General features: G+C 53.0%; 24 protein-coding genes. 12 read left to right on the forward strand and 12 right to left on the reverse strand.

Annotated elements, in window-relative coordinates; translation table 11 throughout:
• Window positions 1-125 precede the first annotated feature (125 nt).
• The gene (locus JMJ16_RS06470; protein WP_201379421.1) at window positions 126-1,085 is read left to right on the forward strand and encodes an NADP-dependent oxidoreductase; all 960 of its coding nucleotides are present in this window, start codon (window positions 126-128) and stop codon (window positions 1,083-1,085) included.
• On the opposite strand, the gene JMJ16_RS06475 is transcribed toward JMJ16_RS06470, so the two are convergent.
• Window positions 1,072-2,433: an aminoglycoside phosphotransferase family protein gene (locus JMJ16_RS06475; protein ID WP_201379423.1), complete on the reverse strand. Its 1,362-nt coding sequence runs from the start codon at window positions 2,431-2,433 to the stop codon at window positions 1,072-1,074. The two genes, JMJ16_RS06470 and JMJ16_RS06475, sit on opposite strands and share 14 nt — an antisense overlap.
• 615 nt (window positions 2,434-3,048) lie before the next feature.
• Between JMJ16_RS06475 and JMJ16_RS06480 the strand changes: the two genes are divergently transcribed.
• Together JMJ16_RS06480 and JMJ16_RS06485 are read left to right on the forward strand one after the other, a co-directional pair.
• Window positions 3,049-3,744, forward strand: coding sequence for a TetR/AcrR family transcriptional regulator (locus tag JMJ16_RS06480; protein WP_201379425.1), 696 nt, complete (start codon window positions 3,049-3,051; stop codon window positions 3,742-3,744).
• Window positions 3,741-4,964, forward strand: a complete 1,224-nt coding sequence (locus tag JMJ16_RS06485; protein WP_201379427.1) for a cytochrome P450 — start codon at window positions 3,741-3,743, stop codon at window positions 4,962-4,964. The genes JMJ16_RS06480 and JMJ16_RS06485 overlap by 4 nt, the downstream gene beginning before the upstream one ends.
• 80 nt (window positions 4,965-5,044) lie before the next feature.
• On the opposite strand, the gene JMJ16_RS06490 is transcribed toward JMJ16_RS06485, so the two are convergent.
• A complete protein-coding gene (locus JMJ16_RS06490; protein ID WP_201379429.1) occupies window positions 5,045-5,905 on the reverse strand; it encodes an LLM class flavin-dependent oxidoreductase in 861 nt (286 codons plus the stop codon).
• A gap of 185 nt (window positions 5,906-6,090) precedes the next feature.
• Here JMJ16_RS06490 and JMJ16_RS06495 point away from each other — a divergent pair, with 185 nt between their 5' ends.
• Window positions 6,091-6,297, forward strand: a complete 207-nt coding sequence (locus tag JMJ16_RS06495; RefSeq protein WP_201379430.1) for a hypothetical protein — start codon at window positions 6,091-6,093, stop codon at window positions 6,295-6,297.
• 62 nt (window positions 6,298-6,359) lie between these two features.
• Window positions 6,360-8,897, forward strand: coding sequence for a PAS domain S-box protein (locus JMJ16_RS06500; RefSeq protein ID WP_201379432.1), 2,538 nt, complete (start codon window positions 6,360-6,362; stop codon window positions 8,895-8,897).
• A gap of 147 nt (window positions 8,898-9,044) precedes the next feature.
• Here the strand turns inward: JMJ16_RS06500 and JMJ16_RS06505 are convergent, their stop codons facing one another.
• On the reverse strand, window positions 9,045-9,464 hold the full coding sequence (locus tag JMJ16_RS06505; RefSeq protein ID WP_201379434.1) for an NUDIX hydrolase: 420 nt from the start codon (window positions 9,462-9,464) through the stop codon (window positions 9,045-9,047).
• Between the two features lie 108 nt (window positions 9,465-9,572).
• On the opposite strand from JMJ16_RS06505, the gene JMJ16_RS06510 reads away from it, so the two are divergent.
• The 7 genes from JMJ16_RS06510 (at window position 9,573) to JMJ16_RS06540 (ending at window position 16,835) form a co-directional block, all read left to right on the forward strand.
• Window positions 9,573-10,169: a class IV adenylate cyclase gene (locus JMJ16_RS06510; RefSeq protein ID WP_201379438.1), complete on the forward strand. Its 597-nt coding sequence runs from the start codon at window positions 9,573-9,575 to the stop codon at window positions 10,167-10,169.
• Window positions 10,170-10,201: 32 nt separating this feature from the next.
• On the forward strand, window positions 10,202-10,744 hold the full coding sequence (locus JMJ16_RS06515) for a DUF4334 domain-containing protein (protein ID WP_201379439.1): 543 nt from the start codon (window positions 10,202-10,204) through the stop codon (window positions 10,742-10,744).
• A gap of 226 nt (window positions 10,745-10,970) precedes the next feature.
• A complete protein-coding gene (locus JMJ16_RS06520; RefSeq protein ID WP_201379441.1) occupies window positions 10,971-12,062 on the forward strand; it encodes a hypothetical protein in 1,092 nt (363 codons plus the stop codon).
• A gap of 539 nt (window positions 12,063-12,601) precedes the next feature.
• On the forward strand, window positions 12,602-13,762 hold the full coding sequence (locus tag JMJ16_RS06525; protein ID WP_201379443.1) for an extracellular solute-binding protein: 1,161 nt from the start codon (window positions 12,602-12,604) through the stop codon (window positions 13,760-13,762).
• Window positions 13,763-13,862: 100 nt separating this feature from the next.
• Window positions 13,863-14,795, forward strand: a complete 933-nt coding sequence (locus JMJ16_RS06530) for an ABC transporter permease subunit (protein ID WP_236601229.1) — start codon at window positions 13,863-13,865, stop codon at window positions 14,793-14,795.
• Window positions 14,796-14,805: 10 nt separating this feature from the next.
• Entirely contained in the window at window positions 14,806-15,669 is an 864-nt protein-coding gene (locus tag JMJ16_RS06535) for an ABC transporter permease (protein WP_201379447.1), read from the forward strand.
• Window positions 15,670-15,719: 50 nt separating this feature from the next.
• Window positions 15,720-16,835 (forward strand): ABC transporter ATP-binding protein, encoded by a 1,116-nt coding sequence (locus JMJ16_RS06540; RefSeq protein WP_201379448.1) that lies wholly within the window; start codon window positions 15,720-15,722, stop codon window positions 16,833-16,835.
• Window positions 16,836-16,951: 116 nt separating this feature from the next.
• On the opposite strand, the gene JMJ16_RS06545 is transcribed toward JMJ16_RS06540, so the two are convergent.
• The 9 genes from JMJ16_RS06545 to JMJ16_RS06580 all read right to left on the reverse strand — a co-directional run bounded on the left by JMJ16_RS06545 (window position 16,952) and on the right by JMJ16_RS06580 (window position 24,709).
• Complete coding sequence (locus JMJ16_RS06545) at window positions 16,952-17,431, reverse strand: DUF1579 domain-containing protein (RefSeq protein WP_201379449.1); 480 nt, start codon at window positions 17,429-17,431, stop codon at window positions 16,952-16,954.
• A 200-nt stretch (window positions 17,432-17,631) separates the two neighbouring features.
• On the reverse strand, window positions 17,632-18,594 hold the full coding sequence (locus tag JMJ16_RS06550) for a C39 family peptidase (protein WP_201379450.1): 963 nt from the start codon (window positions 18,592-18,594) through the stop codon (window positions 17,632-17,634).
• Window positions 18,595-18,933: 339 nt separating this feature from the next.
• Complete coding sequence (locus JMJ16_RS06555; RefSeq protein ID WP_201379451.1) at window positions 18,934-20,688, reverse strand: ABC transporter substrate-binding protein; 1,755 nt, start codon at window positions 20,686-20,688, stop codon at window positions 18,934-18,936.
• Window positions 20,689-21,504: 816 nt separating this feature from the next.
• Window positions 21,505-22,458 (reverse strand): NAD-dependent epimerase/dehydratase family protein, encoded by a 954-nt coding sequence (locus JMJ16_RS06560; RefSeq protein ID WP_201379452.1) that lies wholly within the window; start codon window positions 22,456-22,458, stop codon window positions 21,505-21,507.
• A 74-nt stretch (window positions 22,459-22,532) separates the two neighbouring features.
• A complete protein-coding gene (locus tag JMJ16_RS06565; protein ID WP_201379453.1) occupies window positions 22,533-23,141 on the reverse strand; it encodes a TetR/AcrR family transcriptional regulator in 609 nt (202 codons plus the stop codon).
• Window positions 23,142-23,205: 64 nt separating this feature from the next.
• Window positions 23,206-23,361 (reverse strand): nucleoside 2-deoxyribosyltransferase domain-containing protein, encoded by a 156-nt coding sequence (locus JMJ16_RS56745; RefSeq protein WP_374228930.1) that lies wholly within the window; start codon window positions 23,359-23,361, stop codon window positions 23,206-23,208.
• Between the two features lie 16 nt (window positions 23,362-23,377).
• Window positions 23,378-23,578, reverse strand: a complete 201-nt coding sequence (locus tag JMJ16_RS06570) for a hypothetical protein (RefSeq protein WP_201379454.1) — start codon at window positions 23,576-23,578, stop codon at window positions 23,378-23,380.
• Window positions 23,579-23,678: 100 nt separating this feature from the next.
• Window positions 23,679-23,987: a hypothetical protein gene (locus JMJ16_RS06575; RefSeq protein WP_201379455.1), complete on the reverse strand. Its 309-nt coding sequence runs from the start codon at window positions 23,985-23,987 to the stop codon at window positions 23,679-23,681.
• Window positions 23,984-24,709 (reverse strand): DinB family protein, encoded by a 726-nt coding sequence (locus tag JMJ16_RS06580; RefSeq protein WP_201379457.1) that lies wholly within the window; start codon window positions 24,707-24,709, stop codon window positions 23,984-23,986. Before JMJ16_RS06580 ends, JMJ16_RS06575 begins: the two co-directional genes overlap by 4 nt.
• Window positions 24,710-24,838 lie beyond the last annotated feature (129 nt).

Below are 24,838 nucleotides of genomic sequence, written 5' to 3' on the forward strand. Positions count from 1 at the left end.
ATACTATGCCCATCAAACACGGTAAGGTTACAAAGAAGGGAGGGAGGCTGCAATCGCCTCTCACCACTTCCTTTGTGTAGCCTAACTTGAGTAGTCATGAAAAAAACAAGGAGAATGATAATACGATGGCTACCATGAAAACTGTTCAGATATATACACCAGGCGACGTTAATGTCTTGACATACGAAGATATTGAGCGGCCAGAGTCGCAAAAGGGTGAAGTCCTGGTGCGGGTACGAGCCGCTGGCATCAATCCAGTGGATTATGTCTCACGCGCGCATGGCTTAATCTTGAGCACAGGCACGTCGGTTTTGCCGTATGTCGTAGGGTGGGACATCTCCGGCGAGGTCGTCGGGCTGGGCGAGGGCGTGACACAGTTCGCAGTTGGCGACAAGGTCTATGGGATGCCGCGCTTTCCTCATGAAGCGAAGGCTTATAGCGAGTATATTACCTCGCCAGTGGCGGATCTCGCGCTTAAGCCACGTAGCTTGAGCCACGCGGAGGCCGCTGGTATTCCCCTGGCTGCGTTGACGGCCTGGCAATCGCTGTTCGAGGTAGCCCACTTGCAAGCCGGACAGACTATTCTTATCACTGGTGGAGCTGGTGGTGTTGGCCATTATGCTATCCAGCTCGCGAAATGGAAGGGCGCGCGGGTTATTACGACCACGTCCACGCGCAACGTGGATTTTGTGCGCTCGCTGGGTGCCGATGTCGCCATCGATTATACGCGGGAATCCCTTACAGAGACCGTAAAAGACGTCGATGTTGTGCTGGATACGATTGGCGAAGATGTTCTCAGAGGCTCGTTCAAGGTGGTCAAACGGGGTGGGATTGTAGTGTCTCTCCCAGGCCACAAAGGCGTCAAAGCTGTTGGCGAGGAGCTGGCTCCCCAGTATGGCGTGACCTTTGTGCTGGCCTTTGTGCATACCTCGGGGAAGCAGCTAACCCAGATGGCCGAGCTGGCGGATGCAGGTCAGTTCAGAACACATCTCGATGCTACCTTCCTACTCAAAGACGCGGGCCAGGCCCATACCCTGAGCGAAGGCGGACATGTGCGTGGCAAGCTTGCGCTCACTGTTGAGTAACATCCTCACGCAGGCGGTCTAGCAGCACTTTGAGGTTAAGGGGGACGCCGTGCTGCATCTCCCACCTGGCCTTCATCTGTGGGATGACAAGCGTGGCGTAGAGTATAGCCAGGTGCAGGGGCGCCAGTCGTTGCGCCAGCTCGAAGGCTTCTACCAGTTGCTCACGCGTAGCATAGCGCTCCCAGGGCTGAAGGTAAGCTTCGCGCAGGCGAGTCCGGGCCTCGGGCCAGCGGGCCTCAATGTCGAGCAGGAAAGGGTACAGGCTAAAGAAGGGGTGGGCGATACAACTATCAGTCCAATCGTAATACAGGTAGTCGCCCTCGCTCAGAACGATATTCTGCGCGTGCAGGTCGCCATGCTCAAGGGTCTCTGGGAGCGCATAGCCAGCCAATTCCTGGCAGAGCGAGCGTATAAGCGGCAGTGCGTCATGCAGTCGCCGTACCTGCTCCAGCGAGAGGGCCGTAGGAGTGTCAAATAACAACGACTGCTCACTTGTGAGCAAGCGCCCAAGCTGCTCTGGCAGGGACGCCAGTGGGAGGCGTGGGCACCCCAGCTCCTCCAGTTGCTCCACTTGTGCGCTGTGATCAATCTGTAATATGGCATAGCGGCGCAGCGCCTCCTGCCAATCCGCTAGGTCCAGGCTCTTACTACCGAAGTCATGCATCAAGAGCCAGCGTTCACGCTCATCCACGGCGACAAGCGCTGGCACACACCCTACCCGGTATTGTGCCAGGTGTTGTAGCAGCGTAAGCTCATGTCGGAAGAACGCAGGCAGGGCCTTAAAATAAAAAGTGTTTCCTGTGGTCTGCACTCGCAGCAGGCAGCCGCGCTCCGCCACGCCTATCTGTTCTATTGAGACTATGGGCTGGACCTCCAGCTTCACCAATGCTTGCTCAATCCAGGCCTCAGCCCTCGACAACCAGCCAGGATGATACCAGGGAGTGCGCTCCTCTTCGTCCCGCTTCACCAACCATTCTTCCAGCCATACAAGATGCTCCGGCGGCGTGATCATAATCTCTTTCAAGGCTTCAACATCCATCCAGCACGCATCAGCTGGAAGATTATCATGGGACGAGTGTAGCTCCATAACATAGACCCGGCTGAAGCGCATCGTCGCGTGCTCAAAGTCCTCGCCCAGGCAGCGCACCGTCGACAAAGCCACAGCAAGCAAGCCCTGCATCTCACGATTAAAGCGAGCCACCTCTTTCCACGAACTATACTCGCCTGCCTGCCACTCCACCTGGGGCAGCATCCAGCCACCCTGCACAGCCCGCAAGAGAACCCGCTTCTCTCCAGGATGCATGATAATACTCGCCATATTGAACGTATAACGTGCTGCTTCTGGCATATACCAGTCTATACCTCCAATCTACAAGAAAACTATACGGCCCCTTCCACAAAATGGCTCCCCAGGTCGAAACCGTATAACCCCCTTCCTCGAGATGGCTCCCCAGATTGGTAGGGACCCGCTTTAGCGCGTCCACAGGCGATTAATCGCCTGTGGGCGCAGCCCCCGTTGATACCATGACTTTATCAAACTCCTTTATCCTTCATATAAGCTACAAGTGTCAGGTTCATGCCAATACATGCCACGGTAAGTGTAATTAGAAAAGACATAGAGTAGTTGTAATTGAGTAAGGTCTGAATGCCAAGAAGGATCATACCTATTATCATAAGCGAAAAACCAAGGGCTAAAGTGAAGAGATTTTGCCGCTTACTATTATTCTTCTATCTAACTTTGCACATTCTGTTGAATCCATGAACACCTCAAGATATGTATGCCGCAAAAGATTTGCTAAATATGTTTCCAATCATACAGGCAAGCTGGGTTACATACAAGTGTGTAGAGCGCGTTCCTGTCGCTACCTTCTTTTCCTCTTGACATCTCCCTGCATTTCCGTGTACTATTGTCACTAGTTAGTGACGTCACTAATTGGTGACATTTTGCGAGGAGAGATCTGGTATGACTGAAGCTGGAAAGAGACGGGGAGAGGCCAGCCGCGAGGCTATTCTGGCGGCGGCGGAGAGCGTCTTCGCGGAACATGGCTTTGATGGTGCGCGCGTCGACGTAATTGCCCATGCCTCGGGCTATGATAAGAAGCTGATCTTTCGCTACTTTGGCGATAAGCTTGGTCTCTATACCGAGGTGCTTAAGCGGGCCGACCAGGAATCGAATACCCTCCTGGCTCGCATCTTCGCGCCCCTGCTGGCGGAAGAACCCCTCATCCTCCAGGCTCAGCAGTTCAAATCTTTCCTTACATCCATGCTCTATGCTCTTTTCGATTACCTGCTTGAGCATCCACGCTTTGTGCGTATCATGACCTGGGAGATGGCTGAGGGCTGGCAGATTTATACCCAGATTGCCTCACAATTCCCTCATGAAGATCTTGACCAGTTTGAGCGCCTCTTTCATAAGGCGCGTAGCGCAGGACTGCTCAGGTCAGACTACCTGCCCGCGATCCAATTGTCGACGATCACGCAGTTATGCCTGACCTATCTCTCCTCCCTACCTTTATATAAGACGTTATTACCAGGAGAGGATCTCTCATCTCGCGCGGGCCTGGAACGCGCTCGCGAGTATATTGTGGCTTTTGTGATCGCCGGTATGATGGCTGATCCCACAGAGTCGCGGCCCGAGAAAGGAATGGAATCAAGATGACAGAAATCACATTACAGGACGTTTTCGCGCAAAAACATAATCCCTATCCAGCCTATGCGCGCCTGCGCGAGCAGGGACCCCTCGCCCGCTGGAATTGGATGGGGCAGGATATGTGGCTGGCGACTACCTATGAGGACATCATCGTGCTTTTGAAAGATCCGCGCCTGACCATAGACATGCAGAAGCTTCTACCCCCAGGGCATGAGCAGAGTCCCGGTGGAGGAAGCGCTGAGCGCTATGTGCCTCTCGCTGGCATGCGGCACCTGCTCAACACGGATCTTCCAGACCATAGCCGCCTGCGCACTCTGGTCTCCAAAGCCTTTACCCCGCGCATGATCGAGCAGTTGCGCCCACGTATTCAGCAGATCGCGGATGACCTGCTCGATGCCGTTCAGGAGCAGGGAGAGATGGATCTGGTCGCCAACTTTGCCTTTCCGCTGCCCATTATCGTTATCTCGGAAATGCTGGGCGTCCCATCGGAAGACCGCCAGCAATTTCGTACCTGGACCCAGACCATCGTGCAGAGCCAGGGTGCCGCGCTTTCGTCCGAGAAACAGGCCGCAGGCCGGGCAGCCGAGGCAGAATTTATCAACTATGTCAAAACACTGATAGCTACAAAGCGAAAACATCCAGACAACAGTTTGACAAGCGACCTGGTGCGCGTCGAAGAGCAGGGCGATAAGCTGAGCGAGAATGAGCTTATCTCCATGATCTTTCTGCTGCTTACAGCTGGACACGAGACAACGGTGAACCTGCTTGGCAACGGTACGCTGGCCCTCTTAGAGCATACGGACCAGCTAGAGCTTCTGCGAAGCGATCCTGGCTTGCTTCCCTCGGCCATTGAGGAGCTTTTACGCTATACCACTCCCGTAAGCCTTACCGCTCCGCGCTGGGCCTTGGAAGACATCGTGTTGCATGACCAGGTAATCCGCCGAGGCGAGATGGTGCGCTGTGCCCTGCTAGGGGCCAATACCGATCCCCAGGAATTCGCGGACCCCGAAGCCTTGAATATCCTGCGCCAGGAGAACCAGCACCTGGCCTTTAGCAAAGGCATTCACTTCTGCCTGGGTGCGCCCCTCGCCCGCCTGGAGGGCCAGGTCGCCCTCGGCACCCTGCTCCGTCGCCTGCCCAATCTACGCCTGGCAGTGTCGCCAGAGCAAGTCGCCTACAAGGATGCTGGTTCCCTGCGCGCCATCGCGGCCCTGCCGGTAAAGTTCTAGGGTTGAGCCCGCTACTGGCGTACGCGGCTACTCTGTCTGACAGAGTAGCCGCGTACGCCAGTAGCGGGCCACACACAACTCTACTCAACCCGCAGTGGCCCACGTAATACGCCCTCGCGCATCGTCTCCAGGTCGCCAGCGGGTATGTACTCTACCCACCAGGTGACTCCCGCCTCAGCCAGCGACTTCATCAGGGTGCGATCATGCTCCCAGTCTGCTGAACGACTGAGTCCTCCAAGTTTGATCTCGTAGGGCTTGCCTCTCTGCTCTTCGCTGCGATGGCTCTCGATAAACTCCTTGAGTGTATGCACCTCATCTGGCGTCCAGTCACTGTCATCTCCCGGCTCATGTTGTTTGTAGAGGCAGCATCCCTCATAGCGTGCCGCCCGAAGCGATGGCCCCTTTAGTGGCCAGCCTCCTCCGACCAGGATAGGGATGCGTGGTTTCTGCACCGAAGTTGGCAGGAAGGTCATTTCCCGTACCTGGTAATACTGCCCCTCATAACTGAAGGGCTCGCCGCTCCACAACCCCACTATGACATCCAGCGCCTCGTCCAGCATCTTCGCGCGCTCTTTAGCATCGCTCACCTCATTGACCCGAGTAAAACCGGCCTCCCCCGCGTCACCTGATCCCACACCCAGAATAAAGCGTCCATTTGACAGTTGATCCAGTGCCAGCGCCTCGCGTGCCACCTTCCATGGCCGCCTCCTGCTTAATGGCGTCACTGACGTTCCCAGGCGCATATGTTTCGTGCCGATGGCCATCGCTGCCAGCGCGATCCAGGGATCACAAGTTGGCACCGCTCCATCGCTCTGATGCACAATATAATCCTCGACGAACACTCCATCCCAGCCTGACTCTTCCGCCAGACATCCCAACTCTGCCAGCACCCGTGCATCCCCGCATACGCCACCATTTGGGAGCGAAAGACCATACCGCATAAACCAACTCCTTTCAGACTAATCCGTTACGAGGTCGTAATAAGCAGTATAGCCCGCCAAAATGACACCTTCTGTCTTATTTGCATAAAAGAGGGAGAAATTGCCTCTGACCAAATTTTGGTGAACGATGAGCTTATCTGAGGGTTGCCCTCCTTTTTCTAAATATGTAAACATGAGCGTACACCTTGCGAGATTGGTGGACGATTGAACATGCATGGGTACGCATGCATTGTTTGAGCCTGGCGGGCAACGATCACTTTCGCCTCTGCTGGCTTGGCAATCCCCAGACGGACGAGCAATTTCACCGGGAAGACTGGAGCAGTATTGCAGTACAGTACTGCTTGCTTGTTTTTCGCATCTATCGCATAATTTCACTGGGTTTTTTGAGGTGAGAGCAGGGACACATCTTCACTACTAGGGATTGGGGCGTGCAAAAGGGATAGGGGACCACTATATGTCGAATTCCAAGCAGACCGAGCGTGCCACTCCTGGGTCGTGTGAGACGCTCCTCCACATTCTTGAGGCGCTTCCTGGTGCCTTATTTGTCATCGATGGCACCGAGAAAATCGTGTATGCCAATGCGAGTGCGCAGGCCATGCCAGGCGCCACACCAGAGGCACTTGTCGGGAACAGCTTCTGGCGTGGCGCTCCCCACCTGGTGAACACCACGCTCTATCAAGCAGTGCGCAAGGCCAGACAGACCCAGGAACCAACCGAAGTGGAGTATATTTCTCCCGTCACCCAGAACTGGTTGCATGTGCAACTCGTTCCGACCGCTGGGGGGCTGGTGTTGCATTTCCACGAGAAAAGAGCACCAACACGACGCCAAGAGACGTCTTCCCCAGACGAACACCTCGCCTCTGATGTCCTGGAGAACATGTATGTCGGAGTCGGATTTCTCACGCCCGAGGGGATCTTGTTGGACATCAATGAGGCTCCGTTAGCAGATGCGCAGATCCGACGCGAGGAGGTGATTGGCCAGCCGTTTGCTGACACCCTCTGGTGGACCTTTTATCCCGCGAGTCAAGACCAATTACGCGCAGCCATCACACGCGCCAGCAGGGGAGAAACGGTGTGCTTCGAGACGATGGTTCACCCCAGGGAAGGGATGGACCTTCACCTTGAGGCAACGATCACGCCCCATAGGGACGTGGATCACCATGTCGAGTACCTCGTCTATGTCGGGAGCGATATCACCGCGCGCAAGCGAGCCGAAGGAGAAATCCGCGCCCTCATCGATGCCATTCCCCAGTTGGTCTGGACTGGGCGACCAGACGGCTCTGTCGATTTTTATAATCAACGCTGGCGCGACTATACCGGCCTGAGCACCGAGGAGGCCGAGGGGGATGGATGGATGCAGTGTATGTATCCTGAGGACCGGCAACGCGTCCTGGAGACATGGCAGCGTGCCGTCCAGACCGGCAGGCCCTATGAAGCGGAACAGCGCCTGCGCCATGGCACGACTGGGGAGTATCGCTGGTTCCTGATGCAAGCCACACCCTACACCGATGCCCAGGGCACGATCCTCAAATATGTTGGAACCTGCACTGATATACATGACAAAAAGCAGGCCGAAGACGAAATCCGTGTTCTGGCCGATGCCATCCCCCAAATCGTCTGGATGATGCGCCCCGATGGCTCGTGTGAATACACTAACCAACGCTGGTGTGACTATACCAATATGACTTCTGAACAATCTCAAGGGGATGGCTGGCTCCAGGCCATCCACCCCGATGACCAACAGCGCGTCCTGGCGGGGTGGCAGCGTGCCGTCCAGACCAGCAGGCCCTATGAAGCAGAACAGCGCCTGCGCCATGGCACGACCGGGGAGTATCGCTGGTTTCTTGTCAGAGGAGTGGCACACAGGGATGATCAGGGGACGATCCTGAAATGGTTTGGGACTGCTACCGACATCGAGGAGCAGAAACTGACGGAGGAAGCCCTACGCCAGAGTCAGGAGCGCGCGAGCGTCCTGATGAACTCCAACATTATCGGGATCTTTGTCGACGAAGGCGATCGGATTGTGGCCGCTAATGACACCTTTCTGCGCATGACCGGCTATACCCAGGAAGACCTACGGGAAGGGCGCATGAACTGGTTGCACATGACCCCTCCAGACTATCTAGCTCGGACCTTAGAGGCCCATCAGGAGCTTGCCGCGCAGCAGTCGATAACGCCCTATGAGAAAGAGTACGTGTGTAAAGATGGTAGTCGCCTTCCGGTGCTTGTGGGTGGGGTGATCTTACAGCATCATCCAAGCCAAGCGATCGGCTTTGTGCTGGATAACACCGCGCGCAAGGAACTCGAGCAACGCAAGGATGACTTTATCAGCATGGCCAGCCATGAACTGAGGAATCCCCTGGCCACTTTGAAACTACAGACCATCTTGCTGCACAGGCAACTGGCCAGGCAAGGCACCTTGGCTTCTGCTCCGGCTCTTTCCAGCATGCAGACCCAGATCAACACACTCACTAGGCTCGTAGAAGAGTTGCTGGATGTCTCCAAGATCCAGGCAGGCAGACTGGAGTATGTCCAGGAAACGGTGGATCTCGACGCGTTGCTGCGAGAAATTGTCGATACCATGCAGCAAACCCATCCCAGTCATCGCATCCTGATGCGTGGCGTGGTGCAGACCAACCTGCTTGGGGATCGAGACCGGCTGGAACAAGTCTTCACCAACCTGATTAGCAATGCCATCAAGTATTCTCCCGATGCCCAGACCGTCGAGATAGATCTCTCCACCTCCCCTGAGTCAGCGACCATTCGGGTCCGCGATCATGGCCTGGGTATCCCGCGAGAACAACGCGACAAGATTTTTGACCGCTTCTATCGGGTCACTGATCCGAAGCAGAAGGCGATCCACGGCCTGGGAATGGGGTTGTACATTGTCTCGGAGATCGTCAAGGGCCATGGGGGAACCATCACGGTGGACAGCAACGTCGGGAAAGGCTCGACCTTTACGGTGACCCTTCCCCTCAAGAGAGATGCCTGAGCGTGGAAAGCATGCCACGCAAGTGCATCACATACGTTATCTCTCGCCTTGATGGTGGCGGAAGGTGCTTGTTTAAATAGCGAGAAAAGAGTAAAAATAGATAACACCTTCTGTCTTATTTGGGAAAGCTGGCATATTTGAAGGAGATTACATTTGACCTTCATGCAGACAGGTAAGCACTCGTTGTACCTCAGGGCTATCAGAGACGGCCTCAACTGGGAACCATGCCACATCCTCTAGCATTTTGTGCTCCGCCTCTGCATCTTCTGGATCATATCCCAACGTAACTTCTGCCTGAGCATCAATTTCAACGAGAAAGACCTCCGACATGCCTAAATCGTAGGGGAGCGTGAAGAGGAAGTGAAGTATCTTTCCTTTCAGGCCTGTTTCCTCTTCCAACTCACGTAACGCAGCCTCTTCAGGCTTCTCTTCAGGCAAGAGTCCACCCCCTGGTAAGATCCATGAAGAGCTTCCGTCACGCCACCGATGCTTTACTAGCAGAATTTCCTGGTTTTGATTACGGAGAACCGCGGCAGCAGCCCGCGGTCTGGTAGATGTCGATGTCATATCGATGCCTTTCAACTTTTGTGTCTCCTATTGTATCATGAGGAAGTTGCTTGTATATCACAAGTTGCTCTCTCACCTCCGCTATTTTTTAACAAGAAAGCGAGAGCCATGCGTACTGAATATGAGGCCACATTTCCTGATATTGATCTGGAGGAGATACGCCAGCGCCTCAAACAATGTCAAGCCCGGCTGGAGCGCGAAGAATTTCTCCAGAAGCGTTACGTGTTTGACCTGCCAGAGGGACAGGATATTCCTGGCGCATGGTTGCGTCTGCGGCACGAGGGCGATCGGATTACCCTGACGCTGAAAGCGATCACAGGCCAGGCCATCGAACTACAGCAAGAGCTCGAAATCGAAGTCAACGATTTTGAGCAAACCTCGGTGTTACTGAGTAAGTTGGGATGTCGCAGACGCGCCTACCAGGAGAGCAAGCGTGAGCTGTGGGACCTGGATGGCGTACAAATCACTCTTGATACCTGGCCGTTCTTAGAGCCATTCGTCGAGGTCGAGGGACCATCTGAACAGGCCGTACGAGATGCCTGCACCTACCTTCAGCTACCCTACGAGGAGGCCATCTTTGGTTCCATCGACCAGCTCTATGCTCGGCGATATAATATCTCGCGAGAGGTCATAACCCAACAAATCTCTAACCTGGCCTTCACCGAAGACTCACGCCATGAATTCAACCACTACATAAACCAGTAGCCGCGTACGCAAGTAGCGGGATGGAGTATCCGATGACAGAAGCAGACGAGCTGCGCGAGCGCGCCTACCAGAATCGTATGAGCCTGCAAGAGGCGCTTGAACTATGCGATGCCCTGCCAGGTGTCGAGATCGAGACCATGCTGGGTAGGTGGCGTGGCAGCGAGGTCTCCACCCATCACCCGATGGATGGGATGCTGGAGGCCTTTGGCTGGTACGGCAAAGAGTTTATTGATCGCGACCATGTTCACCCTCTCTTATTTTCTGATAACCATAACCAGATCTTCGCCATCGATCCCAAGCGCCTGCCCCTTTCTCTCGTGCTCAAATTGCCTATTCCACGCAACAAACTAATGCGCCGGTTGGTAATTATGGCGCGCTTCCTCTTGCAGACCCGCCAGGCGAAAGCGCGAGTACGCATGGTGGAGTATCGCGGCAAAGTCAGTGCCTCCATGCTCTATGACAATCTGCCGATCTGCGACACCTTCCGTCTTATTGATCAAGACACACTCCTGGGCATCATGGACTTCAAAGGCATGGAGCAGCCCTTCTTTTTTAAGCTGCATCGCGATAAATAGCTGTTTTCAGTTTCTTAATAGTGTGTTGAACAAAAAGAGGCGCAGAAAGGGAATCCTTCTGCGCCTCTTTTTGTTCAACACACCTTAAATTCTACCCCTCAAATAGTACTACGCTCCCTTGTTTTATATACAAATATATAGCAAAATAGGTGGGGTATAGAAAAAACGCTTTTTCTATAAATTAATAGGCATAGACATAGCCTTGTGGCGTAGGAGCTTCGCTCGCATGGATAGCAAAAATTTGTCTCCTTTTGAAGACAAGAACAACGATGTATGGAAAACTGTTTCTTCTCAACCGGCCCAGCCGACCGGCTCTATGAAACCATTAAACTGGTGGTACCAGGTTGCCACTCCCTCTGACCCAGAGGCCAAAACCTCTTTTGCCGTGCAGGATAAGCTTCGCCGATCTCGTCTCGCCAGCCTTATCCTTCTCCTTATGCTGGTTGTCCTTGTCTCCTTTATCCGACTCGCACTCCTCGCTAAAAATCCCCTGTTATTTCCCATTATTCTGATCGCTATTGGGATTTGCTTACTGGTTCTCTTCCTCAATCGCCAGGGACATGTGACCCTGGTAGGAATACTAAGCGTCATTACAGTGAATGCGGCTATTATGCTCAACTTGATTACCTCGCCAAGTGGCATGTTGGACATGAATGGCTTTCTTACGTTTGATCTGCTCGTCTTCTCAGAACTGGTGGCCGTCTCGCTGCTCCCGCCGAGCAGCGTCTTTTTTGTGGCGGCCCTCAATATTGGCTGTATTTGGGGAGATATCCTCCTGCAAGCGCATGCACCCGATCTCGAACATTTCTGGCTTACGATGTCATATACCTTGCTTGTGCGCCCCATCGCTTTGCAGATTGTCGTTGCGGTCGTGACCTACTTATGGGTGCGCGGCGCCCTGCGAGCCTTTAAGCGCGTTGACCGTATCGAGGAGGTTGAGCGTTTGCAGCTCGCGCTAGCCGAGCAGAAGCGTGACCTGGAGGTTGGCATTCAGCAGATTCAGCGGGCACTGGTGGAGGCGGCAAACGGCAATTTTGCCATGCGTGCACCGCTTGCCCAGGAGAATGTGCTCTGGACGGTTGCCGTCTCGCTGAATACGCTGCTCTCACGCTTACAACGCTCCAGCCAGTCAGAGCAAGAGTTACAGCGCATCCGTGGCGAGGTGTTGCGCCTGGTGAATATCGTCAGTGAGTCGGAGGCGAGACGCGTCCCGCTGCGCCTTGCCCCCACTGGCACGCTGCTCGATCCACTTTTGAAGAACCTGGCTGGTCGCTATCTTCTGCAACCCGCCTCGGGCGACCGCCCCTCGCGCCCTTAAGTCCATGTCAGCATGGACCCTACAAAGATAGGATAAGGAGTGTAGAAAGCGACGCCTGGCGCCACTTTCCACACTCTTTTACCCTTCTTGGCCCGTGTAACGAACCAAACATATATATATCTGCTTGCCTCTGTCATATCTGTATCTCTTTTTTCTCTGTAGTTAGAATGTACATGCTTAGTGTTAAGTACTTTTTAAGAAAGATGTATATCTGGTAATTTTATTGTGAACAATATATTAAGGAATTTATTATGGATAAAATGTATGTATGTTGTAGGAAAAATGTAGACAAATAGCTATTGTATTCTTGAAAGCTCAACACTACACTGTCTTTTAGGTATCAAAGAAGATCTTTTCTCTGCCTTCGATGATATCGAGTTTCTCTGCCCTGCCAATCTGTATCTACCAGATAACTCTCTGTTTGCTGTCTTGTATACCTTACCCGCAACTGCGCAAAAGTCAGAATGTCTTGGACGCCTGACTGAACGCCTGGCTGCTTAAGTATGCATTACAATTTTTCAGACCAGGAGCTATGCATTATGGTAGATATGAACGAGCGTTATGCTCGCCGTTTATTTTTCAAACAGGCGGGTGCATTAGGCCTCTCCGCCGCCTCTCTCTCCGCCTTTTTAGCTGCTTGTGGTAGCGCCACCACCACCACTGCTTCCTCCGTTGACCTTGCCGGGCCAATCGCTATCGAGACGCTTCTTGAGAAGGCGAAAAAAGAGGGGAAGCTTGAAGCGATTGGTATTCCACCCGAATGGGCCAACTATAAAGACATCCTGGATACCTATACCTCGAAGTATGTAAAGGTGCAGTACCAGGCCGAGGCTGAGTTCTCATCCGCCCAGGAGCTGGAGGTCTTTAAAAAATCCAAGCTTCACGCCCATGGCGATATCGGCGATGTCGGCTTTAAATTCGGTCCACAGGCTGTTCAGCAGGGACTGGTGACTCCATATAAACATTCCAAATGGGATGATATCCCCGCTGAGTTGAAGGATCCTAAGGGCAACTGGTGTACCGAGTATTGGGGCGCCCAGGCCTTCATCATTAATACAGACCTGGTAAAAAATGAGCCGACCTCTTTCAAGGATCTGCTCAATGGCGATTACAAGAATATGGTTGGTATCGATGGCGATCCACGTGAAGCCAACGATGCCTTCATCTCTGTCTACAGCGCCGCGTTGGCGACGAGCGGTAGCCTTGATAGCATTCAGCCAGGCATTGATTTCTTCGCTCAGCTCAAGAAAAAAGGTAATTTTACCGTTGCTCGTTCGAGCCTGGCTAATGTCACAAAGGGCGAGGTCGCTATCGCGATCATGTGGGACTACCTGGGCTTAGGCTTCCGCGATCAACTCAAGGGTAAGCCCAATCTAAAGGTTATTATCCCCTCGGATGGCTCTATTGCCGGTCCCTATGTCTCCATTATCAACAAAACGGCCCCAGATCCCTACGCAGCACGCTTGTGGATGGAGTATATCTTCTCAGACGAGGGCCAGTTGAACTACCTGAAGGGCTATGCGCACCCTGCTCGCTACCAGGCCCTGGTTAAGGCTGGCAAGGTTCCAACTGAACTGGCGGACAAACTTCCACCAGCCGAGCAGTATGCTAATGTGAAGTTCGTGACAGACCTCAGCAAGCTTGATGCTGCCGCGACCGCGCTCTCCAATAACTGGCAGTCCCAGGTGCTTGGGCAGTAATTGCTTTTCGTACTTCTCTTCGATTGAGAAGCATTCATACTCGTGTGAGGGCGCAGGATGTATGCTTGCCCCCTCACACCTTCTTGTAGAAGGTGGTGTGATGGACGTTCCTGTTATTCGAGGCACAGATACAACTCAGGCCACGCTTAGCCGCTCTGTCAAGCGCCGCTCAGGCATACGTTGGGGATATTCGATGGTAAGCTGGTTAGGCCTGGCTCCGTTCCTTGTGTTTTGCCTACTGTTTGAAATTCTACCGACCCTTGTCATTCTCCAGAGCAGTTTTACGGATGATCAGGGAGTCGCTACGCTGGACAATTATCAGCGAATTCTCACGCAACCTAGCACTCTACGTGCCTTCCAGACAAGCATCTCGCTCTCGCTGGTCTCCGCGCTAATTAGCGTTGTTATCGGCTTTATTGCGGCTTATGGTGTCTATACCATGCGTACCAGCTGGTTGCGCAATCTGCTTATAGGCTTCTCCAGCCTGGCCGCTAACTTCTCAGGCGTTCCCCTGGCCTTTGCCTTTGTTTCGACGTTGGGGGTTACGGGCTTTGTGACGGTGCTTTTTAAGACGTGGTTCCATGTCAATCTCTATGATCTAGGCTTCAATCTGTATAACTTCTGGGGCCTGGCTCTCACCTACGTCTATTTTGAATTGCCGCTCATGTTGCTGATCACTGTTCCCGCGTTAAGCGCTTTACGGAATGTGTGGCACGAGGCGGCGACTAATCTGGGTGCATCGACTTTTACCTATTGGCGTAAGGTGGCATTCCCAATCCTCCTCCCATCGCTTATCGCGGCACTGATGCTGCTCTTCGCTAACGCCTTTGGTGCCTTTGCCACGGCTTATGCACTGGCGCAAGGCAATATTAACCTGGTTACGATCCTGATTAGTTTCGCGGTTGCAGGCAATGTGAGTGTCGATGTAGGCCTGGGAAATGCCCTGGCCGTAGGGATGATTCTTGTCCTTGTGATCTCTGTCTCTCTCTATGTGTTTATGTTGCGTCGCGCCAGCACCTGGCAGGGAAGGTAGGGGAAGTGATATGAAACAGCAACAGGCGAAACGTTTCTCCCTGGCATTGGATAAAATTATCCTGTTTCTAGTGATGCTCTACCTTATTATTCCGCTTGGGGCGACCCTGGTTTTTGGCCTTAACGATGGTTCCCGTTTTAACCTCGGTGTCCTGACGCAGGTGTTCAGTGATGGCGACTTTGCGAAAACGCTGCTCCTTTCGTTGGGATTAGCCATTGCATCGACGCTTATCGCGGTTGTATTGATTACGCCTACTGTTTACTGGATGCAACTCCGCCTACCCCAGGCTCGTCCCCTGCTGGAGTTTCTCTCCCTCCTGCCTTTTGCGGTGCCTCCAATCGTTCTTTCGCTGGGCTACCTGGAAGTTTTTGGCGATTCCCATACCTGGATTGATGTGCTTTCACTTGGGCTGGTTCCCTTGCTGAGTAATGAGCCATTTACTATCGTCAATACGCCACAGCTATTGATCTTCGCTTACGTGGTGATTGCTCTCCCCTTTATCTATCGTCCTATCGATAACAGTCTGCGCGCGCTCAATACACGGGTGCTCTCTGAAGCGGCCTCAAACCTGGGATGTGGCTGGTGGCGCACTTTTCTCACTATCATCTTGCCAAATATCTGGCCGGGTGTTATTAGCGCAGCCCTGCTGACCTTTTCGACCGCTATGGGTGAGTTCACTATCGCCGTGCTCTCGGGCATCTATACCTTCCCTGTGTATCTGAATCAGATTGGACAGGGTAACGCTCACCAGGCTGCCTTACTCACCATTATGAGCTTTCTCATCACGCTGCTCTGTGTTCTCGGCATCCTTGTACTGGTGCGCAGCAGGGCTCAAGGCAAAGGACAGACCGTTGAAATTGGCGGGGGGAGATAAACGAGGATTGTGTCTTTTGGATTTATGGATTTGCAGATAAGGAATAAGATATGGCTTTTCTCGAACTACTAGATATATCCAAGCATTTTGGACATACCGCTGCTGTCGATAACATCGACCTGTCGATTAAGCAGGGTGAGTTCTTGACCCTGCTTGGGCCGAGTGGTTGTGGTAAAACCACGCTCCTGCGTATGATCGCGGGCTTTGAAATGCCTACAACTGGTAGCATCTTGCTTGATGGCGAAGATATCACCAACCGCCCGGCCAATAAACGCCTGATGGGAATGGTCTTTCAATCCTATGCTCTCTTCCCGCATATGAGCGCTCAGGATAATATCGGTTTTGGTATGACTATTAAACGCCAGCCTAAGCATGCTATCCAGAAACGCGCAGCCGAATTACTTGAACTCGTTGGACTGGCCGAGATGGGGCAGCGCTACCCTCATCAACTCTCGGGTGGGCAGCAACAACGTATCGCACTCGCGCGTGCCCTGGCTGTCGAGCCGAAAGTCTTGTTGCTTGATGAGCCGCTCTCGGCGCTTGACGCCAAGGTCAGAATCTCGCTGCGTAACGAGATTCGTCGTATCCAGCAAGAGCTGAAGATAACGGCTATTTATGTCACCCATGATCAGGAAGAGGCCCTCTCGCTCTCCGACCGCATTGCGGTGATGGCAAAAGGCAAAATTGAGCAATTGGATGCTCCCGAAAACATCTATAATCAACCACAGACAGCCTTTGCGGCAACCTTTGTCGGCAACAGTAACCAGTTCAACGGGATCATCGAGTCGGCGGCCAAGGGTCTATGCCAGGTTGGCACACGGACCTTGAAGGTCTCTTCCCTCTCTCAATTCCACGATGGCGAGAGCGTATTGATCATGGTTCGCCCCGAAGATATTGCTATACAGGTTGATGAGGACACTCATGATGGCCTGAACGTTCTGGCGGGAAGAATTGACCTTCGTACCTTTCTAGGGCCGTTTACGCGCCTGCATGTAAGCATCGATGAAACCACAACGCTCCTGGTTGATATTCCCACGCGCCAGGCTGCGAGCTATACACCAGGCAGCCAGGTGCGTCTTGTCTTCCCTCCCCAGGCCTGCAAAGTCTTAGCCCTCGATGCCAAGGATGCAGAGTTAGTGCATCTCGTGGCCGCAGAGGCCGTTTAGGGTTCGTGGGAGGACGACGCTGCTGATGACGCGTACTTTAGTAGCGTCGTCCCACTTGCACCTTGCGAGCGATGGCATTCGCGAAGTGCTCGCATGAAAAATAACTCGTATCTAGGTTACTGTCTCTGATGGTCCATAATCCAGTTTGTATCCCAGGTTTGACCACCATCAAAGGAGAAGGCTTGCTGCCAGCGAGCACTCTCCTCGGTGACCTGGTCCCAGGTAAAGCGGATATGTACTGGCTTTCTATCGAGCGGAGATTCGATGACTTGATAAAAAAGCCCCACGCCCTGCTCGAAATGTCCCAATAGCGGCCTGAAATCTGGCGAATTGCGATTATCGAGCCAGACAATCGACCATTGCTGTGTCTCCTGGTCGAAGGCGCGAATGGTCATTCCTTGCACAAGTTCTCCATTGGGCAGGGTTGCCTCATACTGCTCGACTCGTACTCGACCATCAAGCTGTTTGGCACTTGTGGCAAAAGCTGGGAACTCTTCCCATACGCCTTCTTTCTCAGGTGCGAAGGGATTTGTCCGCCGCAGGTTGCGAATATTCCAGGAGCCAAGAAGAAAATCGAAATCGGTTACTCCAGACATAAGTGTTGTTCCTCCAAAGTGTGATATTGTGGTTTCTGTGCTGTTATGGCCCCAGTATATACGCTTAAGCGGCGAGAAATGACCCTAATTAAGGCAGGATTACACAGAAATGTCTGCTACCTGGGAAGATCAATTATAAGCGATGTGAGTAGTCGCGTACACCAGTAGCAGGCCTGCTACTGGTGTACGCGACTACTTAGTTAGCGTGGGGTCAGGACTGCGCTGAAGGTCTGCCACATGCCGAGGAACATGGCGCGCGACATGCTGTGGAAGTTGGTGGGGGCGGAATCGGCGATATAGACGTTCTGCGCATCGCCACCGCGCACCACGAAGATATGCCCATAGGGGTAGTATGTTGGGTGGCGCACGCTCACAATCACAGGCTTGCCGCTGTTGGCGGTATCAATGACCTGTTGGAGCGTCATAGTGTGGCCCCAGTTGGTGTTGAACCCGAAGTAGTTGGCCGTCATGGAGATGCCCTCTTCACGTAAGAGGCCCTGATCGACGCTCCAGACGCCCAGGTTAAGCTCCTCTTGTAACACATCGGAGGCGATCAGGTGGCGTCCATAGGCATCCATGACCATCACCATAGCGAAGCCCGAGCAGGAGGAATAGACCCACGTCTGGCGCTCATAGAGCGTGGAGTACTGGCTGGAATCAGCGGAGTCGAGGCGTACCAGGCGCGCGCTCGCGTCGAGAAATACCGGATCGTTAGTACCTGGATTGCCTGGGGTGGTCTTCGCGGGCTGCTCCAGGACATGCCCAGAGGGCGAATAGCTTATGTTGTTGCTATACTGGCCATCCAGGGTGCCCTGCGAAAATTTCGCCAGCGTCCCACCCGCCAGGCCTACCTGGAGAAAGAGGGTTAAGCCAAAGAGCACGAGCACTCCTACGGAGACCAGCGAGCGCCTATGCGTCGACCAGGGAGAGCGCGTCGCGACTGATGGCAGCGAGGCCGTTGGACTCTCGATAGAGATGACCTGGCCCTCGTTGAGGTGCAAAATAGCGGTCACATGTCGGTCGAGCGGATGGGCCGGGAGGCGATTCTGCGTGGCAAGCACTTGCCTGTTATGCCTATGCTCTCGCCAGGCGCTTATCCCCACAACGGCGGTGATAAGCAACATCAAGATGGCCAGAAAAGACGTCATCGTAGCTGCCGACATAAATATCCCTCTATATATTCCTAATATATCTGGCGCCGCACGCCTCGGCGTTTCCTCTCGCCGGAAATGACGCCGCGCTTAGCATTTCTCCAGATTATATCGTTATCTATCAATAAGTATATGCGATAATGCTGGATATACTCCAGTATCTCCCCAAAAACGGCCATATACCGCGAGAAAAAGCCAGAATATTAACCACCACCATCCCAAATTTGAGAATGGCTTGCGAAAAGCGCTCAGTATACAACAAAGAGAAGAGGAGAGGGTGCAATTTGCATCCTCTCCTCTTCTGGAGCGTGTACGTGAATGGTTATCACGCACCCTCTACGTCACACGAGCTTATTTATACGCGCTCGTGTTGGCACAGGGGGAATCGCTGGACTTGTAGATGTTCGCCCATTGCTGTGGAGGAAGGATACCCTGTGCGTTGTCCACGATACCCTGGACACAGGGCTTGAGGACATAGCTCGAGGCACGCTGGTCGAAAGGAATCCAGGCCGCATCATCGACAAGCTGCTGCTCAATCTGGTTGTACTGGGCGAGACGCTCAGTGGTGTTCTGATTGACATCAGCCTGCAACATGAGATCCTGGGTCTGCTGCTGAAGGGCAACATCCTTGGCCTTACCCAGACCGTAGTTAGTATCATTATTGGCTGACCCCTTACCAAAGAGCAGGGTGGTCCAGTCCTCGGGATCAGGATAGTCAGCCCCCCAGGCAGAGGCCCACATCTGCAATTTGCCATTGCCGACCGTACCAGCAACATCAGCAAGGCGCTTGTTGAAGTCTTCATCGTTGATAGTGACGTTAACGCCCAGGGTCTCTTTCCACTGCTGCTGTGCGAACTCAAAGAGGTTCTTGGCAGTCTGTGAACCACTAGTGGCCGTCGTCATCGTGATGGCGGGGAAGTTGGCAGTTGTGTAGCCTTCCTCCTGCATACCTTCCTGGAAGAGCTTCTTGGCGAGGTCTTTGTCACCCTTGGTGCTGGTCACGCCAGCAGGGGCCTTCAGATCGGGGTTGTAGCCAGGCATACCCTGGGGAATGATATGGTTGGTCGCCAAACGCGCACCCTTGTTAATACTCTTCTCGATCGCGGCCTTGTCGATGGAGAGCGCGAAGGCCTGGCGGATCTTGACGTTGTTGAAGGGCTTGGCCAGCCAGTTCATGGAGAAGTAGTCGATGGTCAGCTGAGGTACCTGGCGGTACTGCTTGTTGGGCAGAGCGCGCGCCTCGGACAGGTTAGCACTCGGCACGCCAGCATTATCCAGCTGGTTGGTCTTGTAGGCTTTGTAAGCCGTCTGTGGGTCTTTGTAGAAGGCGTAGACGACTTTCTTCAGTTGTGGTTTGCCACCCCAGTAGTTGGTGTTGGGCACAAAGCTGATATACTTCCCGGAGGTGTACTGATCCAGCTTGAAGGGACCAGAGCAGCCACCCTCATTCAGGTGCTTCAGGAAATCAGTGTCGCCATACTTCTGCACAAAGCTCTTCTCCACGACCCAGGAGGTCGGGTAGGTCAGCGACTGCAAGAAGTACTGGGCGTTGCTGCTGGTCACGATTTTGACAGTTGTAGGATCGGGAGCAAAAAGGCTGTCACCGATCAGCGTGGGGACTTTGCCCGCGAAACGCTTATCGGAATCCTTGACAAGTGACAAATAAGAGGGGGCAACCGTCGACTTTAGTTCAGGCTTGAGGGCGCGATCGATGCTGAAGACCACGTCATCGGCAGTGATAGGATTGCCATCATTGAACTTCAGGCCGGAGCGCAGTTTGAAGGTCCAGGTCAGACCATCGCGTGAGACAGCATAGGACTGAGCCAGTTCGGGATACACCTTCAGGTTGTTGTCGAGCTGGACCAGGCCCGTGAACATCAGATCAATAGCGCCGATCGAGGGGCCGTCGGTCGAGAGGCCAGGGTCGAGCGTCGCGAGATCAGATAGACCTGCCTCCGGGTAGACATAGATTTGCTGATCAGCAGACAACTTGGTTGAAGAGGCACTATTCCCTGCTGAGTTGCCACCGCATGCTGCAACAAGCACAGCAAGCAGGGTCAGGAGCAATGGCAAAAATAGCGTCACAGGTTTCTTACCAGACTGCATTGAGTACATTCTCCTTAGAAAGGTATACAATTGGCCATGTCTGTTGAAATAGCAAAGAGCAAATATCGCCGTTTGAATCGGCCTATATAGCCTTTTCTTGGCTTTATCCGAGGATAAATTAGGCCCTCTCTATTCCCAAGTTCGCAAATACAACTGCCATGTAAGTCGAGCAAAGGCAGGATTAGCTCGCCTTTCTTGCCTTTACCTTTTCATATCCTTAGAAATGGATACTATCTTACCGCAACGTATTGTATATACATACGTCACGATTTTGTGTAATCTCTCGTTCCAAGTCCCAAAAACCAAAATTCACCTGCTTTGATAACTTATCTAGTGCAAGGTTATAAAGCCTTTTCTGGAAAAGATAAATGCTTTTCATAAACACATCCATATACTTCAGTTTTCCCCTAAAAACGGCCATATGCCGCCAGAGAAGACAGCGAAAATTCATCCCACCTACCCAAAAATGCATAAACATGAATGATACATGCATAACTGTAACATCTCTTCGCTGGTTGCTAAGTCGGGATGCGGGTCGGCGGAGCTATTCTCGCTCCTATCGTTAAAACCCATCTGAAATTGGTATCCAGGTTTGCCCAGCAGGGAAAAGAATCGTCTGGAGTGTGTGGAGGTCGAACGAGAAGAGAAGACAGGTTCATAGGTTCTCGCTTTCCGAATGTTTGATGAGAATCTATCTCCTCATTCTATCACGAAATATCCCAAAATCCCTTGTAGGCGCACCGAGAATCCTTATCATTTGATGTGCCTGCAAGAGATATGGCAAGCTATATCTATTCTGACAGCCTATTTTAGTGTCTAAGAGAGGCTTTGCTCCTGGTACCAGCGAATGGTTGCTCGAAGTGCTTCCCTCCAGGGCGTGGCATGCAAGCCAAAAATTTGCTCGATGGCACTACTATCGACAATTTGGGGCTCGGTATATTGATAGAACAACTCGGTATACTCATGCGCAAAGGTCTCGTCGAAGATACCAGTAGCCCTGGCTTGTTCTATGGTTGGCACATTAAAGATCTGGGGAAGTTGCCCAAGCTCCTGGCCAATGATCTGGAGTACCTGGCGCGTCGTAATGGTTGGAGCCACGGGTAAGAGCCATTCACGTCCCAGCGCATCATCCCGCTCTCCAAGTGTGGCCAGACCTTTGGAGATATCGGGCATATAGCTGTAACTATGGGGCAGATCGATGTTGCCAAGCGTCAAAACTGGCTGACCGGAGAGCGCTGCCGGAAAGACATACTGGCCCAACGATGAATTGAGGACGCGTGGTCCATAGAAGTCCGCCGCTCGCCCGATAGTCACGCGAGCCTTGCCCACACGATGGGCTTGCAAATATCCCCAGGCCAGTTGTGCTCGCATACGCCCCTTGCGTGAAGTGGCTGTATGGGCCATGGCCTCTGTCATTGGCTTCCCGCGTGTCTCGCCATAAAGGTACAGCGTATCGATCACCACTAATTTTGCTCCAGTAGCGGCTGCGCTTTCGATCATGTTTTCTTGTAGGCGGGGAAGCACCTCTGGCCACTGTTCATAGGGGGCGTGAGTGGCATTATAGATGACGGCCGCTCCTTGACTGAGTTCCTGCGCATTTGTGAGCTGGGACGCATCGCCTGCCATCAATTCAGCACCTGCGGGAATCTGCCCCTTCCCGCTACGGTTGACGAGGCGCACGCGTTTCCCCCGTGTGAGCAACTCCTCAGCTAGTGAGAGGCCAACCGGTCCGGTTCCAAAGATGACATGAAGTTCGTTCTGCGTATTCACTGAATTTTACCTTTCTCATTTACATCGTAAAGAAACCTAACAATGTTAAATAAAGAGAAAAACAACTAATGGACCTACTTAGAGAGGCTCCAAGCGGCCAGGAGATTTTGGAGTGTTTGTTGCGCCAGGCGCTCGGCTCGCAAGACCTCTTCCTGGGAGCGATCAATGATGTACAGGCTGACCAGTCCATGCAGAAGTGCCCAGAGAATCTCTACGGTCTCATCAGGATTGGCTAGTGTGACTCCATTGCTCTGTGTCCAGGCTGTCAATGCCTCTAAGGTAATCTGGCATACCTCCCTGGCGGCAAACATGCGCTCTTGCGCCTCTAAGGGAACACCTCCCAGGCCATTCATCACCTGGTATAACTCTGGATATGCGCGGGCAAACTGACAATAGGCGTTTCCAATGTTGAGTAGCCGCTGCTCGCTATCCTCGGTTGCGTGAGAGGCATGCTGCATCGTTGTAGCCAGGTCGCGGTATCCCTCGCGTAAGAGTTCCAGCAGCAGGTCATCTTTACTGGCAAAGTACTCATAGACCATCGGAGGACTGTATTCGATCTGCTCCGCTATTTTGCGAATCGTGACCGCCGACCATCCTTCCGTACGGGCCAGCTGGCGGGCCGCCTCAAGGATACCCTGGCGCATCGCCTGCTTTTCCCGTTCTCGTCGTTGTTTCAAACTCATTATCTAACCTCGTTTGAAAATTTAACGTCGTTAGAAAATAGCATACCCCTGAAAGAATCAAAAGTCAAGCCTTTGTGCTATGGGATAGTTTGTTTTTCTCGACGCCATCTCGCTGTGGCAAAAAGACCGTAAAGCGCAGGACTTCAAGGCGTCGTGTCAACTGTTCATTGAATATGCGCTCTGCCTGCGAAAAGAGAGGAGCTGCTAAGTAAATAAGCACTATTTTCTCCTATGGATCAAAACCAGTCTGAAGTTGGTATCCAGGTCTGCCCAGTAGGAAAGAGGATCGTGAGCACAGTGGCAAGATCATTGGGCAGTGTGCGCTCATATGCTTGTATCGCGCCGAGAATGGGGCGATACAAGCATATGGCCTGCGTGAAGGATGGCCTGATGATCAAGCTCTTGTGTGGAAAGGTCGTAGATATCACAAAAGCCATAGCGGTGGTAAAACTTGGGAATACCGTTGAGTAGCAACAGAGGATACTCATGAGCCTGCGCATATGCGATTGCGTCGTGCATAAGCGCAGTTGCTACGCCCTAATTACGAATTTCAGGGCGTGTATACACTCCTCCAATACAGCCAGTGACAAGCCGGGCGCTCCCTACTCGCAACACACGCTCATAGATCCTATAGCCACCCAATTGCTTGTCATCACGATATGCACTGCGTACCTGCTCCTGTCGATAGCCAGGTAGCGTTGTAAGCCTGTGGAGCAGGCGACTCGCGGTGTCCTCTGGCAATGGATCAGGAGAGAAAGATTGTGCAACCTCAACATAGCCCTGGATATGCTCTGATACTTCGTCTGGAGAGCGCGGAGGTCGAACGAGAAGAGAAGGCAGGCTCATAGGTTCTCGCTTTCCAATAGATCGCGTAACGCAACCAGTTCAGGGTCGCTCTTTGCGCGCTCTTTGAGACGAGGAGCGAGTGTCAATGCTTCCTGTAAGAGCGCGGCAGCTTTCTCCAGCTGGTTCTGTTGCGCATAGAAGCAGGCCAGATTATAGAGGAAACTCCCTTTCACCCATTCTGGCACCTCAGCCTCAATGATTCTGCTGACGCACTTCTCACGGATCTCAATCGCCCGTGAGAGATCGTGATGGTCGGAATAGTACTGCGCGAGATGCTCCTGGTCGTGCTCGTAGCAACCGCCCAGGAAGGCTGTATACAACGGCCTTTCCCCGGAAATCGAAGGGAAGCGACCCGGGGCTGTCAAATCTTCTTCGCTGAGTTGCTCAATTAACGTGATGAGTTCGGTGTGGACTCGCTCAGATTCGGTGTGTATCTCTGAGAAGGGGCGAAGCCTGTGCTCCTCAAAATTCCTCGAGTTGAGCTGGTCCTCGTCTTCTTCGCTCTCCGGGATCTCCTGATGCTGCTGGATGGCAGTCAACTTGCGTACAAAGTCCCGATGCCAGAACGTCCTATGAGCCACGTGATCTTTGGCAGACCAGAGTTCCGGCGTCCCAATGGCAGTCCGTTCGGTCTCGCTTAGCTCCTGCAAAAAAGCTTCTTTATCGCGATGCCCCTGCTGCAAGAGGTCGAGGACGATGGTCTTAAAAGGCTGTGCAGTCATGGAAGTACCCTTTCATATTTCGCAACGACAAATCTTCTAGTGAGAGTATCTCACGAAAAGCGGTCAAATTTGGCCCGCATTTGTGTGTACTTCCATAGTGAGGGGTGCGCTACTGGCGTACGCGGCTAC

This window comes from Ktedonobacter sp. SOSP1-52, from assembly GCF_016587395.1.

What these genes read in the sequence shown, in the direction of transcription:
- JMJ16_RS06470 (WP_201379421.1), top strand. Translation starts at nt 126, where the DNA reads ATGGCTACCATGAAAACTGTTCAGATATATACACCAGGCGACGTTAAT.
- JMJ16_RS06475 (WP_201379423.1), bottom strand. Translation starts at nt 2,433, where the DNA reads ATGCCAGAAGCAGCACGTTATACGTTCAATATGGCGAGTATTATCATG.
- JMJ16_RS06480 (WP_201379425.1), top strand. Translation starts at nt 3,049, where the DNA reads ATGACTGAAGCTGGAAAGAGACGGGGAGAGGCCAGCCGCGAGGCTATT.
- JMJ16_RS06485 (WP_201379427.1), top strand. Translation starts at nt 3,741, where the DNA reads ATGACAGAAATCACATTACAGGACGTTTTCGCGCAAAAACATAATCCC.
- JMJ16_RS06490 (WP_201379429.1), bottom strand. Translation starts at nt 5,905, where the DNA reads ATGCGGTATGGTCTTTCGCTCCCAAATGGTGGCGTATGCGGGGATGCA.
- JMJ16_RS06500 (WP_201379432.1), top strand. Translation starts at nt 6,360, where the DNA reads ATGTCGAATTCCAAGCAGACCGAGCGTGCCACTCCTGGGTCGTGTGAG.
- JMJ16_RS06505 (WP_201379434.1), bottom strand. Translation starts at nt 9,464, where the DNA reads ATGACATCGACATCTACCAGACCGCGGGCTGCTGCCGCGGTTCTCCGT.
- JMJ16_RS06510 (WP_201379438.1), top strand. Translation starts at nt 9,573, where the DNA reads ATGCGTACTGAATATGAGGCCACATTTCCTGATATTGATCTGGAGGAG.
- JMJ16_RS06515 (WP_201379439.1), top strand. Translation starts at nt 10,202, where the DNA reads ATGACAGAAGCAGACGAGCTGCGCGAGCGCGCCTACCAGAATCGTATG.
- JMJ16_RS06520 (WP_201379441.1), top strand. Translation starts at nt 10,971, where the DNA reads ATGGATAGCAAAAATTTGTCTCCTTTTGAAGACAAGAACAACGATGTA.
- JMJ16_RS06525 (WP_201379443.1), top strand. Translation starts at nt 12,602, where the DNA reads ATGGTAGATATGAACGAGCGTTATGCTCGCCGTTTATTTTTCAAACAG.
- JMJ16_RS06530 (WP_236601229.1), top strand. Translation starts at nt 13,863, where the DNA reads ATGGACGTTCCTGTTATTCGAGGCACAGATACAACTCAGGCCACGCTT.
- JMJ16_RS06535 (WP_201379447.1), top strand. Translation starts at nt 14,806, where the DNA reads ATGAAACAGCAACAGGCGAAACGTTTCTCCCTGGCATTGGATAAAATT.
- JMJ16_RS06540 (WP_201379448.1), top strand. Translation starts at nt 15,720, where the DNA reads ATGGCTTTTCTCGAACTACTAGATATATCCAAGCATTTTGGACATACC.
- JMJ16_RS06545 (WP_201379449.1), bottom strand. Translation starts at nt 17,431, where the DNA reads ATGTCTGGAGTAACCGATTTCGATTTTCTTCTTGGCTCCTGGAATATT.
- JMJ16_RS06550 (WP_201379450.1), bottom strand. Translation starts at nt 18,594, where the DNA reads ATGTCGGCAGCTACGATGACGTCTTTTCTGGCCATCTTGATGTTGCTT.
- JMJ16_RS06555 (WP_201379451.1), bottom strand. Translation starts at nt 20,688, where the DNA reads ATGCAGTCTGGTAAGAAACCTGTGACGCTATTTTTGCCATTGCTCCTG.
- JMJ16_RS06565 (WP_201379453.1), bottom strand. Translation starts at nt 23,141, where the DNA reads ATGAGTTTGAAACAACGACGAGAACGGGAAAAGCAGGCGATGCGCCAG.
- JMJ16_RS06570 (WP_201379454.1), bottom strand. Translation starts at nt 23,578, where the DNA reads ATGGCTTTTGTGATATCTACGACCTTTCCACACAAGAGCTTGATCATC.
- JMJ16_RS06575 (WP_201379455.1), bottom strand. Translation starts at nt 23,987, where the DNA reads ATGAGCCTGCCTTCTCTTCTCGTTCGACCTCCGCGCTCTCCAGACGAA.
- JMJ16_RS06580 (WP_201379457.1), bottom strand. Translation starts at nt 24,709, where the DNA reads ATGACTGCACAGCCTTTTAAGACCATCGTCCTCGACCTCTTGCAGCAG.